The 12,455-nt window shown below is 75.1% G+C and carries 10 protein-coding genes and 1 tRNA gene; 9 read left to right on the top strand and 2 right to left on the bottom strand.

What is annotated here, in order from left to right; genetic code table 11:
• Window positions 1–120: 120 nt before the first annotated feature.
• Complete coding sequence (cysC, locus tag LG943_RS18045) at window positions 121–1,695, top strand: adenylyl-sulfate kinase (RefSeq protein ID WP_270073473.1); 1,575 nt, start codon at window positions 121–123, stop codon at window positions 1,693–1,695.
• A 90-nt stretch (window positions 1,696–1,785) separates the two neighbouring features.
• The gene (mazG, locus tag LG943_RS18040; protein ID WP_270073472.1) at window positions 1,786–2,526 is read left to right on the top strand and encodes a nucleoside triphosphate pyrophosphohydrolase; all 741 of its coding nucleotides are present in this window, start codon (window positions 1,786–1,788) and stop codon (window positions 2,524–2,526) included.
• Here the strand turns inward: mazG and LG943_RS18035 are convergent.
• Together LG943_RS18035 and LG943_RS18030 are read right to left on the bottom strand one after the other, a co-directional pair.
• Window positions 2,492–3,925 carry an FtsW/RodA/SpoVE family cell cycle protein gene (locus LG943_RS18035; protein ID WP_270073471.1) on the bottom strand — a complete coding sequence of 478 codons (1,434 nt, stop codon included), beginning with the start codon at window positions 3,923–3,925 and terminating at the stop codon, window positions 2,492–2,494. The genes mazG and LG943_RS18035 overlap by 35 nt on opposite strands.
• 207 nt (window positions 3,926–4,132) lie before the next feature.
• The gene (locus tag LG943_RS18030; protein WP_270073470.1) at window positions 4,133–5,059 is read right to left on the bottom strand and encodes a sulfite exporter TauE/SafE family protein; all 927 of its coding nucleotides are present in this window, start codon (window positions 5,057–5,059) and stop codon (window positions 4,133–4,135) included.
• A 451-nt stretch (window positions 5,060–5,510) separates the two neighbouring features.
• Here LG943_RS18030 and eno point away from each other — a divergent pair, with 451 nt between their 5' ends.
• The 7 genes from eno to LG943_RS17995 all read left to right on the top strand — a co-directional run bounded on the left by eno (window position 5,511) and on the right by LG943_RS17995 (window position 12,004).
• The gene (eno, locus tag LG943_RS18025; RefSeq protein ID WP_270073469.1) at window positions 5,511–6,794 is read left to right on the top strand and encodes a phosphopyruvate hydratase; all 1,284 of its coding nucleotides are present in this window, start codon (window positions 5,511–5,513) and stop codon (window positions 6,792–6,794) included.
• An 11-nt stretch (window positions 6,795–6,805) separates the two neighbouring features.
• The gene (locus LG943_RS18020; RefSeq protein ID WP_270073468.1) at window positions 6,806–7,597 is read left to right on the top strand and encodes an FtsB family cell division protein; all 792 of its coding nucleotides are present in this window, start codon (window positions 6,806–6,808) and stop codon (window positions 7,595–7,597) included.
• 79 nt (window positions 7,598–7,676) lie between these two features.
• Window positions 7,677–8,270 (top strand): DUF501 domain-containing protein, encoded by a 594-nt coding sequence (locus LG943_RS18015; protein WP_270073467.1) that lies wholly within the window; start codon window positions 7,677–7,679, stop codon window positions 8,268–8,270.
• Window positions 8,267–9,328 carry a Ppx/GppA phosphatase family protein gene (locus LG943_RS18010; protein ID WP_270073466.1) on the top strand — a complete coding sequence of 354 codons (1,062 nt, stop codon included), beginning with the start codon at window positions 8,267–8,269 and terminating at the stop codon, window positions 9,326–9,328. The genes LG943_RS18015 and LG943_RS18010 overlap by 4 nt, the downstream gene beginning before the upstream one ends.
• A gap of 481 nt (window positions 9,329–9,809) precedes the next feature.
• The gene (locus LG943_RS18005) at window positions 9,810–11,189 is read left to right on the top strand and encodes an NAD(P)/FAD-dependent oxidoreductase (protein WP_270073465.1); all 1,380 of its coding nucleotides are present in this window, start codon (window positions 9,810–9,812) and stop codon (window positions 11,187–11,189) included.
• Window positions 11,190–11,307: 118 nt separating this feature from the next.
• Window positions 11,308–11,381: transfer RNA gene (locus tag LG943_RS18000), tRNA-Leu, on the top strand.
• Between the two features lie 86 nt (window positions 11,382–11,467).
• Window positions 11,468–12,004: a DUF2165 domain-containing protein gene (locus LG943_RS17995; RefSeq protein ID WP_270073464.1), complete on the top strand. Its 537-nt coding sequence runs from the start codon at window positions 11,468–11,470 to the stop codon at window positions 12,002–12,004.
• Window positions 12,005–12,455 lie beyond the last annotated feature (451 nt).

Here is a 12,455-nt window from a genome sequence, read left to right as displayed (position 1 = left end):
GACCCGCGCGGCGGGCTCCGCGCGGCCCCGCGCGCCCAGCGGCGCGGCCCGCCGGCACCCGCGCGGTGCCGCGCGGCGCGGGCGCGCGCCAGACAGCCGACCAGCGAGACGGAGGCCGGGTTGAGCCACGACAGCGACCGCAGCGGGGGCCGGGCGGCGGCGCCCGTGTTCGCCCCCGACCCGGTGAGCCTGGCCCACCTGGAGCTGATCCTGAGCGGGGCCTACCCGCTGAGCGGCTTCATGACGCGCGAGGAGGCCGCCTCGGTCGCCAAGCACGGCCGGCTGCCCGACGGCACCGCCTGGCCGGTGCCGGTCACCCTGCCGGTGCCCGACCACCTCGCCGACGCCGAGCGCCTGGTCCTCACCGATCCCGAGGGCGCGCCGCTGGCCGAGCTGGCGGTGAGCGAGCGCTGGTGGTCGGGGCCCGACCCCGCCGAGGGCGGCGCCGGCACCGCCGGGCACGGCCACCGCCTGGCCGGCGAGGTCCGCTTCCTCCAGCCGGCCGTCTACGGCGCCCTGCGCCCGCTGCGCCTGGCGCCGGGGGAGGTCCGCGCCCAGCGCGGACTCGCCGGCGACGCCGAGATCCCGGTGCTGGCCGTGGTCGTCGACCGCCCGCTGCACCACCGCGAACTCCACCAGGTCCGCGCGGCGGCCGCCGACCTCGCCGGCTCCGGCCGCGCCGAGGTGCTGGTGATCGTGGACGCCCCCCTCGAAAGCCCGGGGATCGCGCCGGTGGTGCTGGCCGCCGAGCCGCTGCTGCCCGCGCCCGTGCGGTTCGTGGTGGCCACGCTGCCGCGCGGCTCGACCGAGGGGGCGGGCGCGCTGCCGCCCGAGCGCGCCGACCTGCTGCGCGCCCACGTCGCCCACGCCTACGGCGCCACGCTGGCGCTGGTGCCCGGCGCGCCGGGCACCGCCGAGGGCGAGACCCGCACCGGGGGGCCCGTCCCCGTGGTGCGCCCGGCCGCCTGGGCCTACGACACCGCGGCCGGGCACTGGCGGCCGGCGCACGAGGTCGCCCCCGCCGACGCCGCCCCCGTCCCCGAGGAGGCCGAGGTGGAGGAGCTGCTGGCGCGCGGCCGGCCGCTGCCTTCGTGGTTCACCCCCGCCCGCGTGGCCGCCGAGCTGGCGCGGCTGCGCCCCCCGCGCACCGAGCGCGGGCTCACCGTGTTCTTCACCGGGCTGTCGGGGTCGGGCAAGTCCACCATCGCCCGGGGGGTGGCCGAGGGCATCCGCCGCTCCGGGCGCACCCTCAGCCTGCTCGACGGCGACGTGGTGCGCCGCCTGCTCTCGGCGGGGCTGACGTTCTCCCGCGCCGACCGGGACCTCAACATCCGCCGCATCGGCTACGTCGCCGCCGAGATCACCCGGCACGGCGGCGTGGCCGTGTGCGCGCCCATCGCGCCCTACGCCGCCACCCGCGCCGAGGTGCGCGCGATGGTCGAGGAGACCGGCGACTTCTTCCTGGTGCACGTGGCCACCCCGCTGGAGGTGTGCGAGGCCCGCGACCGCAAGGGGCTCTACGCCAAGGCCCGCGCGGGCGAGATCCCCGAGTTCACCGGGATCTCCGACCCCTACGAGGAGCCCGCCGACGCCGAACTGGTGGTCACCACCGAGGACCGCACGGTCGAGGAGTCGGTGGCCGAGGTGCTGGCCGCGCTGCGCGCCGGCGGCTGGCTGCCCGCCGACCCCTCTTGAGGCCCGGCGCCGACCGCGGCGCCGCCGCCCGTCCGCCACCCGCACGTCCGCCACCCGTAACCCCACCCGAGCGAGCACAGGGAGCACGCCATGAGCGAGCCGAGCCCGACCGACCGCGCGGCCGCCGGAGGCCCGCCGCGCGGCCACCGGCTGCTGGAGCTGGTGCGGGTCATGGACACGCTGCGGCGCGAGTGCCCCTGGGACGGCGCCCAGACCCACGAGTCGCTGGCCAAGTACCTCATCGAGGAGGCCTACGAGACCCTGGAGACCATCGAGGAGGGCGACTACGCCACCCTGCGCGAGGAGCTGGGCGACGTCCTGCTCCAGGTGGTCTTCCACGCCCGCATCGCCGAGGAGCGCGGCGCCGACGGGTTCACCGTGGACGACGTCGCCGACGCGATCGTCGACAAGCTCACCCGGCGCCACCCGCACGTCTTCGCCGGCCGCGAGGTGTCGGGCACCGAGGAGGTCCGCGCCAACTGGGAGGCCGTCAAGGCGGCCGAGCGCGCGGCCAAGGGCCAGCACGACGCCTCCGTCCTGGAGGGCGTGCCGTTCGGCCAGCCGGCCGCGCTGCTGGCCTATGAGTTGCAGAAGCGCGCGGTGCGCAACGGCGTGCCCGAGGACCTGGTGGGCGACGACGGCGGCCCCGGCGGGGCGCTGTTCGCCGCGGTCGACGCCGAGCGGCGGCGCGAGGCCGACCCGGAGCTGGACCTGCGCTCGGCGGCGCGCCGGTTCGACGCGCGGGTGCGCGCGGCCGAGGCGCGGGCGCGCGCCGACGGCCGCGACCCGCGTGCGCTCACTCCCGACCAGTGGCGCGGCTACTGGAGCTGAGCAGCGGCACGGCGCCGGTGTCGGCGCCGGCCGCCCCCGGCGCGGGCGCGGTGCCGGGCCGGCGGGCGCTGTCGCTGACGCGCAGCCACAGCGCCACGATCATCCAGGTGGACACCAGCGAGGACCCGCCGGCGGACAAGAACGGCGTGGTCATCCCGGTGAGGGGGATCAGCCGGGTGACCCCGCCCAGCACCACGAACGTCTGGAAGGCCAGCAGGAACGCGCACCCGGCGGCGGTGAGCCGGGCGATGGGGTCCCGGGCCGCCAGCGCCGCGGCGAACCCCCGCTGGGTCAGCATCGCCAGCAGCAGCACCACCGCCGCAAGCCCCACGAGGCCGTATGCCTCGCCGATGGACACCAGCACCAGGTCGCTGTCGGCCGCGAAGATCCCGGCGGCGCGGCCGGTGCCGAACCCGATGCCCAGCAGCCCGCCGTCGGCGAGCGCGAACAGGCCCTCGACCAACTGCCGGCTGCCGCCGACCTCGCGGTAGACCTCGGGGTCGAACGGGTCGATCCAGATGGTGACCCGCTGGCGCACGTGCCAGAACACCAGCCACGCCACCCACGCCCCGGCCAGGAACATGGCCAGGCCGATGCCGACCCAGGACTTGCGGCCGGTGGCGGCGTAGAGCATCGCCAGGAAGACGCTGAACAGCACCAGCGAGGTGCCCAGGTCGCGGGTGGCCACCAGGATCAGGATGGCTGCGGCCCACGCCGAGGTCATGGGCCCCAGCACCCGCATGCGCGGCAGGCTGAAGACCTTCACCGGGCCCAGCCGCACCTGGCTGGCGGTCAGCGCCAGCACCTCGCGGTTGCGGCCCAGGTAGCCGGCCAGGAACACGATGAGCAGCACCCGGGCGAACTCCGAGGGCTGGACGGTGTAGCCGGCGAACCCCAGCCAGCGGCGCGCCCCGAACACCTCGATGCCGACGAACGGCAGCACCGGCGACAGGATCAGCGCCAGCCCGGCGGCGGCGGTGAGGTAGGGGTAGCGGCGCAGCCACAGCGGGCGGCGGACCAGCGCGAGGACCCCCACGAGCGCCGCCGCGCCCACGGCGGTGAACAGCAGTTGGCGGTCGGCCTCGCCCGGTCCGGTGCCGTTGGCGGTGTGCAGCGCCCAGATGGCGGTGAGGCCGATCCCGTTGAGCACGGTGGCCAGCGGCAGCAGGAGCGGGTCGGCCCAGGGCGCCAGCGTGCGCAGGGCGGCGTGGGCGGCCAGCGCCAGCGCGCCCAGGACGCCGGTGTAGAGCACCAGGCGGTCGGGCGGCCGGCCCTCCACCTGCCACCCGGCCAGGGCCAGGGCGAACCCCGAGACGGCGACCGCGGCGGCGATCAGCAGGAGTTCGAGGTTGCGGCCCCGCGCGGGCCGGGCGGCTGCGCGGGTCGCGGGTGTGGCCATTCCGCCTCGCCTTGGACGTCTGCGGTGGTGCCCCGCCCGTGCAGTCAGGGCGCGGGCGCCCTGGTGAGCGGGGTGACGGGTGTGCGAGGGCGGTGGATGGGCGACCGGCCGCGCGGGCGCGGCCGACCGGTTGGCTTTCTGCCCGTTCCGGGCGCGGGGAAACCCGTCTGCCCCGTTTTGGGGCGGCAGGGGGGCGGCCGGTCGGGGTCAGTCGCGGGCCTCGGCCGCCGCGAAGTGCTCGACGGCGGAGGCGGCGGCGCGGTGGTCGCGGCGCTCGGCCAGGTGGGCGCGCAGCGACCAGCCCACGGCGGCGGCCCACACCAGCGCGACGGCGGTGTAGCAGGCGGCGACGGCGGCGGGGGAGCCGGTGAGGCCGGTGCTGTCCATCAGCACCCGGACGTTGGTGAAGACGATCAGCCCGCCCACGACCGAGCCGAGCATGCGCGCCGGAACGTGGCTGGCCAGCCAGGCGGCCACGGGCGCGGCCAGCAGCCCGCCGAGCAGCAGTACCGCCACCCAGGGGAGGTTGATGCCCTCCATGCCCAGGCCGATGGCGAACCCCGCGCTGCCGGCGATGACCACCGCCGACTCCGCCACGCTGACCGAGCCGATGACCTTGCGCGGCTCCAGCCGGCCGCTGGCCAGCAGCGCGGAGGTGCCCACCGGGCCCGAGCCGCCGCCGCCCGTGGAGTTGAGGAACCCGGCGAGCAGGCCGACCGGGGCCAGGAACGGGCTGCGCAGCGGGCGGTCGACGCGGGGGCGCGGCAGCGCCCGGAAGGTGAAGCGCGCCAGCAGGTAGACGCCCAGGACCACCAGGATGCTCGACATCAGCGGCGCGGCGGACTCGGTGGACAGCCGGCTGAGCAGCAGCGCGCCCACGAACGCGCCGATCGCGGCCGGCAGCGCGTAGCGCCACACCACGGCCCAGTCGACGTTGCCGAACCGCCAGTGGGCGAACCCGGAGGCGATCTGGGAGCCGACCTGGGAGAGGTTGACGGTTGCCGAGGCGACGGCCGGGGTGGTGCCCATGACCAGCAGGGACGTGGTGGTGGTGATGCCGTAGCCCATGCCCAGGCTGCCGTTGATGAGCTGCGCCAGGAGGCCGACGAACCCCAGGAGGACGAGGGTCTGCATAGCGGGCGGGCCTTCCTCATGCGGGTGTCGTGCGACTCCACTGTTTATACCTCTTTGGTAGGGATGCATGCCAATGAAACCGACTGAGATTGTGGGAATATCGCCGCCGTGGGCGTACGGGCGTCACCGCAGGTCCGGGCGGGTGGACGCGCCGGGAATGCCCGGTCGGCCGCGCCGCCGCGCCCGCCCCGGTGACGCCCGGTTGTGGACTAGACCAATTTCCGGTGCCGGGGGAAGACCCCGCGCCCCCGGGGTCGCTAGGGTGGCGTTGGTGGGCGCCCGCGCGCCCGGACCGGCGCAGCGGCGCCGCTCCGCGCGGTCCGCGCCCACCGCCCACGCCCGCGGCGGTGCGAAGCGCGCGCGGGTGGAGCGCGCCGGGAGGGCGCCTGCCGCGCCCCCTCCGCGTCGCCGCTCCGGCCGGGATCGGACCCGAACATAAGGAGTTGCAACGTTGTCGTCGATCGAGGCAGTGCAGGCGCGGGAGATCCTCGACTCCCGCGGTAACCCGACGGTCGAGGTCGAGGTCCTGCTCGACGACGGGACGACCGCGCGGGCGGCGGTCCCCAGCGGGGCGTCCACCGGCCAGTTCGAGGCGGTCGAGCTGCGCGACGGCGGCGACCGCTACGGCGGCAAGGGCGTCGAGAAGGCGGTGGCCGCCGTCAACGACGAGATCGCCGACGAGCTGATCGGCTTCGCGCCCGAGGAGCAGCGGCTCATCGACCGCGCCCTCATCGAGCTGGACGGCACCCCCGACAAGTCCAAGATCGGCGCCAACGCCATCCTGGGCGCGTCGCTGGCCGTGGCCCACGCCGCCGCCGAGACCTCCGGGCTGCCGCTGTTCCGCTACATCGGCGGACCCAACGCCCACGTGCTGCCGGTGCCGATGATGAACATCCTCAACGGCGGCGCCCACGCCGACACCAACGTCGACATCCAGGAGTTCATGATCGCCCCCGTGGGCGCCGCGAGCTTCCGCGAGGCCGTGCGCTGGGGCGCCGAGGTCTACCAGGCGCTGAAGTCGGTCCTCAAGGGGCACGGCCTGGCCACCGGCGTGGGCGACGAGGGCGGCTTCGCGCCCAACCTCGACAGCAACCGCGCCGCCCTCGACCTCATCATCGAGGCGATCCAGAAGGCCGGCTACACCCCCGGCCGCGACATCGCGCTGGCGCTGGACGTCGCCGCCACCGAGTTCTGCTCCGAGGGCGTCTACACCTTCGAGGGCACGTCGCGCAGCGCCGAGGACATGGTCGCCTACTACACCGAGCTGGCCGACTCCTACCCGCTGGTCTCCATCGAGGACCCCCTCGACGAGGAGGACTGGGCCGGCTGGACGCGGCTCACCGCCGCGCTGGGCTCGCGGCTCCAGATCGTGGGCGACGACCTGTTCGTGACCAACCCCGAGCGGCTGCGCCGCGGCATCGAGGAGGGCGCCGCCAACTCGCTGCTGGTCAAGGTCAACCAGATCGGCACCCTGACCGAGACCCTGGACGCGGTCGCGCTGGCCCAGCGCAGCGGCTACACCGCGATGATCTCGCACCGCTCCGGCGAGACCGAGGACACCACCATCGCCGACATCGCGGTGGCCACCAACGCCGGCCAGATCAAGACCGGCGCCCCGGCCCGCAGCGAGCGCGTCGCCAAGTACAACCAGCTGCTGCGCATCGAGGAGGAACTGGACGACGCCGCCCTCTACGCCGGCGTGTCGGCCTTCCCGCGGTTCCGCCCGCAGGACTAGCCTGTCCGCTTATGCCCGAGGTGCCAGAGCAGCCGCGGCGGCCCCGCCCGAAGAAGGCGCGGCCGCCGGCCTCCGGTGCCGCCGAACGCCCGGCGCGGCCGGGGCGGGACCCCGCCCCGGCCGCGCGCGGCGGGCGCGACGCCACGGAGCCGTCGGCCAAGGGCCGCACCGGCGGCGCCGCCAAGCCCGGGGCCACGGGGAAGCCCGGAGGTGCCGGGAAGTCCGGAGGTGCCGGGAAGGCCGGGAGCGCCGGCGGTAACGCCACGTCCGGCAAATCCGGGAAGTCGGGCAAATCCGGAGGCGCCGCCAAGTCCGGCGCTTCCGGCGGCAACGGTAAGTCCGGAGGCTCCGGCGGCGCGGCCCGGCCCCCGGGTTCGGGCGGCGGCGCGCGCGGCGGCCGGCCCCGCCCCGCCCTGACCAGCCGCGCCGCGATCCTGGCGCTGGTAATCTGCGTCATCGCGCTGAGCCTGGCCTACCCGCTGCGCGAGTACCTCGCCCAGCGGGCGCGCATCGCCGAACTCCGCGAGGAGCAGGCGCGCGCCCAGCAGAACGTCGAGCAGCTCCAGGAGCGCCGCGAGCAGCTCCAGGACCCCACCTTCATCGAGCGCGCCGCCCGCACCCGCCTGCACTACCAGTACCCCGGCGAGCGCGCCTACGTCGTGGTCTCCGAGGCCGACGAGCAGGACGAGCAGGAGACCGAGGGCTCGGGCGAGCCGTGGTTCACCCGGCTGTGGCTGTCGGTGCTGGAGGCCGACCGCCCCCAGGAGCCGGGCGGCGACGAACCCGGCGGCCCGACCCGCTGACCCGCCTCCGTCCTCCGCCCGCCGCCGGCGCCCCCGGCGTGCGCGGCGCGCGGCAGAGGGCGACTAGGCTGAAAGCGCGATGAACTCCGCCGAACCCGCCGCCCGCGCCCACGTCAGCGCCGCCGACACCGCCGCGGTCCACGCCCAGTTGGGCCGTCCGCCGCGCGGCCTGCGCGCCGTGGCCCACCGCTGCCCCTGCGGCCGCCCCGACGTCGTGCGCACCGCACCCCGCCTGGAGGACGGCACCCCGTTCCCCACGCTCTACTACCTCACCTGCCCGCGCGCGGCCTCGGCCATCGGCACGCTGGAGGCAAGCGGGCTGATGCGCCGCATGCAGGAGCGCCTGGCCGAGGAGCCCGAGCTGCGGGCGGCCTATGAGCGGGCGCACCGCGACTACGTCGCCGAACGCGACGAGCAGACCCGCCGCGACGGCTCGGCGCCGCTGCCCGAGGGCATGCAGAGCGCGGGCGGCATGCCCGAGCGCGTGAAGTGCCTGCACGCCCTGGTCGCCCACGAGCTGGCGCGGCCGGGCGCCAACCCGTTCGGCCGCGAGGCGCTGGACGAACTGGGCGCCTGGTGGGCCGAAGGGCCGTGCGTGGCCGACGAACCGGGCGCCGGCGAAGACGACCGCGAGAGCCCTGAGGACGACAGCAGCGAGGGAGCCGCACCGTGAGCGCGCAGCAGCACGACGACCGGCAGCAGGACGCCGGGGACGGCGGCACCGCCACGGTCGCCGCCATCGACTGCGGTACCAACTCCATCCGGCTGCTGGTGGCCGGGGTCGTGGGGGTCGCCGACGACGAGGTCCGGCTGGTCGACATCGACCGCCGCATGGAGGTCGTCCGGCTGGGCCAGGGCGTGGACCGCACCGGCGAGTTCGCCCCCGAGGCGCTGGAGCGCACCTTCGCCGCGCTGCGCGAGTACGCCAAGCTCATGCGCGACAGCGGGGTCGAGCCGGGGCCGGAGTCGGTGCGCATGGTCGCCACCAGCGCCACCCGCGACGCCGCCAACCGCGCCGAGTTCGTCGCGGGCGTGCGCGAGATCATCGGCGTGGAGCCCGAGGTGATCACCGGCGAGGAGGAGGCGGAGCTGTCGTTCATCGGCGCCACCGCCGAACTGGAGGCCGGCGGCGACGCCGAGGACGAGGCCGCGTTCACCCCGCCGTTCCTGGTGGTCGACATCGGCGGCGGCTCCACGGAGTTCGTCCTGGGCTGGGCCGACCCGGAGAACGCGCCACAGGACGCGGGCGCGGTGCGCGCCTCCCGGTCCGTCGACATCGGCTGCGTGCGCCTGACCGAGCGCCACCTCACCGACGACCCGCCCACGGCCGAGCAGATCGCCGCGGCCGTCGCCGACATCGACGCCGCGCTGGACGCCGCCGCCGAGGCGGTGCCGCTGACCGAGGCCGCCACCGTGGTGTGCGTGGCCGGCACCGCCACCACCGTCGCCGGGATCGCGCTGGACCTGCCCGAGTACGACCCCGAGCGGATCCACCGCGCGTGGGTGCCGGCCGAGGACGCCCACCGGATCGCCCGCGAACTGCTGGCGGCCCCGCACGCGCGGCGCGCCGAGATCGGGGTCATGCACCCGGGCCGGGTCGACGTGATCGGCGCGGGCGCGCTGATCCTGTCGCGCGTGGTGGAGCGCACCGGCGCCGCCGGGTTCGTGGCCAGCGAGCAGGACATCCTCGACGGGATCGCGTGGGGGCTGTCGCTGGGCGGCGAGGAGTAGGCACCGCCGCCCGGGGCGCCGCGCACTGGTGCGGCGCCCGGCCCCGGCCGTGGTGCCGGCCGCGCCCCCGGGTATTCCCGGCCGTCCCCCGGCCGTCCCTCCGGCCGCGCCTATGGCCGATCGCACAGGCCCCGCCGCTGCCTGCGGCGTTGCGGCGTCCGCGCAGGTCCCCCGCAGCCGCGCCGGGTGAGACGTGTCACCCGGACGGGACTGCGTGAAAGCCTTCACAAGCACTCTGACCTGCGAAAACATCGGTTCAAACCACCATGGGATGGTCTAAACCTGTCGGGGGTCTCCCTTTTGTGTTACAGGGGGCTTGTGAAAGAATGCACAAGCGAGGGCGAGACGACCACTCCCGCTCTCGCGAACGGCAAGGGGCATTCTTTCCGCCGAACGCCGACGGGAACGTGCCGATCAACCAGAGACTTACCGATCTTGGCGCTCAAGGTCTGGGGCAACGGGATTCAAAGGTGGGTGCACGATGACCGAACACAGGAACTACCGCCTGGTACACGGTGGCGGCGATGAGTCGGAGATCCCGCACATTCTCATCGTCGGCGGCGGCTACCTCGGCATGTACACCGCGAAGCGGCTGGAGAAGAAGCTGGGGGCGGGCGAGGCCCGCATCACGGTCGTGGACCCCAACTCCTACATGACCTACCAGCCCTTCCTCCCCGAGATCGCCGCGGGCAGCATCTCCCCCCGCAACGTCGTCGTCCCCCTGCGCCACGTCTTCGACCGCGTCCGCGTCCTCACCGGCCGCGTCGTCCGCATCGACCACGCCAACCGCAGCGTCGACTTCGAGCCCGCGGTCGGCGAGCCGCGCGCCCTCTCCTACGACTACATCGTCATGGCCGCCGGCGCCGTGTCCCGCACCCTGCCCATCCCCGGGCTGGCCGAGTGGGGCATCGGCATCAAGACCGTCGAAGAGGCGGCGTTCCTGCGCAACCACGTGCTGGAGCAGCTCAACATCGCCGACTCCACCGACGACCCCGAGGTCCGCCGCAAGGCGCTCAACTTCGTCTTCGTGGGCGGCGGGTTCGCCGGCGCCGAGGCGATCGCCGAGCTGGAGGACCTCGCCCGCGACGCCACGCGGATCTACCCCTCCATCGGGGTCGAGGACCTGCGCTTCTACCTCGTCGAGGCCGCCGACCGCATCCTGCCCGAGGTCGGCCCCGAGGTGGGCGAGCGCGTGCTCAACCAGATCAAGCGGCGCGGGATCGACGTCCGGCTGTCGACCTTCCTGGAGTCGGCCGTCGACCAGCGCATCAAGCTCAGCGACGGCACCGAGTTCGACGCCGGCACGCTGGTGTGGACCGCCGGCGTCAAGCCCAGCCCGGTCGTGCAGGCCGGCGACCTGCCGCTCGGCCCCAAGGGCCACGTCGACACCAGCGAGTACCTGACCGTGAACGGCGTGGAGAACGCGTTCGCGGGCGGCGACAACGCCCAGGTGCCCGACGGCAACGGCGGCTTCTACCCGCCCAACGCGCAGAACGCGGTGCGCCAGGCGCCGGTGCTGGCCGACAACGTGATCGCCGCGCTGCGCGGCACGCCGATGCGGCCCTACCGGCACAAGAACCTGGGCGCGGTGGCCGGGCTCGGCCTGCACAAGGGCGCGGCCCAACTGTTCGGCCGGATCAAGCTGACCGGGCGGCTGGCGTGGTACGCCCACCGCACCTACCACCTGTACGCGGTGCCGACCTTCAACCGCAAGGTGCGGGTGCTGGCGGACTGGACGATCGGGTTCTTCCTGCGCCGCGACTACGCGGCCCTGCCCGACATGGACGCCCCGCGCCAGGCGTTCGAGAGCGCCAGCGGCCCGCAGGTCGAGAACGGCCGGCTGCTGCGGCGCGTGAGCTAGCGGCTACGCGAAACGCGAAAACGGTCGGTCCCCACGCCGGGGACCGGCCGTTTCGTATGTTGACAGGCCGAAGCGGTGCGAAACCCGCTGAAACGTCCGGCGCCGGTATGATGGTGCCGCCCTCGTAGCCCAATGGTAGAGGCAGGCCCCCTAAAAGGGTCACAAGTGTCGGTTCGAGTCCGACCGGGGGCACCCCCACCGCGCCGGCGCGCCCCCGCCGCGCCGTCCGCCCCTCCCCGGCGCGCGCAGGGCGGCGCCGAGCCCAGTAGCCTGCCGCCATGGCCCTCCTGCGCGTCCTCGGCGGCCGCAACGCCGCCCTGGCGGTGCTCACCGCCGTCACCGCCCTGTACATGGCGCTGGTGGCGTTCACCAACGTCACCGACTACCCCACCAACCACGCCTTCGTCCAGCACGTGTTCGCCATGGACACCACGTTCGGCTCGCCGACCACGATGTGGCGCGCCGTCACGAGTCCGGCCCTGGTCACCGCCGCCTACGTCGCGATCATCGCCTGGGAGGCGGTGTCGGCGCTGGTGCTGACGGCCGCCGCCGTGCTGTGGGCGCGGGCGCTGGCCACCGGGCGCGGCGCCGCCACCGCGCGGCAGTTGTCCAGCGCGGGGTGGCTGATGTGGGTGGCGCTGTTCGGCGGCGGGTTCATCGCGGTGGGCGGCGAGTGGTTCCTGATGTGGCAGTCGGAGCAGTGGAACGGCCTGGACGCCGCACTCCAGAACCTGCTGATCGCCGGCCTCGGGCTCGTCCTGGCCCACCTGCCCGGCGGCCGGGACACCGAGACCTCGGCCGGACTAGCGCGCTGACGCCGGTCGGCGGCGAGGGACGCGGCCGGTTGCGGCCAGTCCGGCGGCGTTGACAGGTACCACCCGATGGGCTTTGCTTGTCCGCGTGCCGTGTCGAGCGGTCCCCGGTCCCGGGGGTCGCGCGGCCCCGGCACCGAGAGCCCGAGGGGGATGATGTCGTGAGTCACGTCACAGGCGCCGTCTAGCCACCGCCTTCCCACGTCGTCCCCGTCCCGGCGGTCCTCGCCTACCGCTGTGTCGGCCGCGCTCTCCTTTTCCGCACCTCTTCCGCGCACGGCCCGCCGCCACCGGCCCCGTGCGTCCGCTTCGTGCGCCCTGAGCCCGTATCCGCCGCCGCGCGCCCGCGCGCCCTCGCGGCGGGGCCGACGTGTGCCCCGGCGTGCCCGCGCCCCTGTGCGCCGGTGCGCCCACCCCAACCAACGCCACGTTCGACCCTGAAAGGGAGCACTGA

This window comes from Streptomonospora mangrovi (genome assembly GCF_027604915.1).
GTDB lineage: Bacteria > Actinomycetota > Actinomycetes > Streptosporangiales > Streptosporangiaceae > Streptomonospora > Streptomonospora mangrovi.
The sequence above is the reverse complement of the archived record's forward strand: the minus strand, read 5'-3'. Positions and strand labels throughout refer to the sequence as shown.

Excerpts from the sequence above, each read along its gene's own strand:
- mazG (WP_270073472.1), top strand. The coding sequence starts at position 1,786 with ATGAGCGAGCCGAGCCCGACCGACCGCGCGGCCGCCGGAGGCCCGCCG.
- LG943_RS18035 (WP_270073471.1), bottom strand. The coding sequence starts at position 3,925 with ATGGCCACACCCGCGACCCGCGCAGCCGCCCGGCCCGCGCGGGGCCGC.
- LG943_RS18030 (WP_270073470.1), bottom strand. The coding sequence starts at position 5,059 with ATGCAGACCCTCGTCCTCCTGGGGTTCGTCGGCCTCCTGGCGCAGCTC.
- LG943_RS18020 (WP_270073468.1), top strand. The coding sequence starts at position 6,806 with ATGCCCGAGGTGCCAGAGCAGCCGCGGCGGCCCCGCCCGAAGAAGGCG.
- LG943_RS18015 (WP_270073467.1), top strand. The coding sequence starts at position 7,677 with ATGAACTCCGCCGAACCCGCCGCCCGCGCCCACGTCAGCGCCGCCGAC.
- LG943_RS18005 (WP_270073465.1), top strand. The coding sequence starts at position 9,810 with ATGACCGAACACAGGAACTACCGCCTGGTACACGGTGGCGGCGATGAG.
- LG943_RS17995 (WP_270073464.1), top strand. The coding sequence starts at position 11,468 with ATGGCCCTCCTGCGCGTCCTCGGCGGCCGCAACGCCGCCCTGGCGGTG.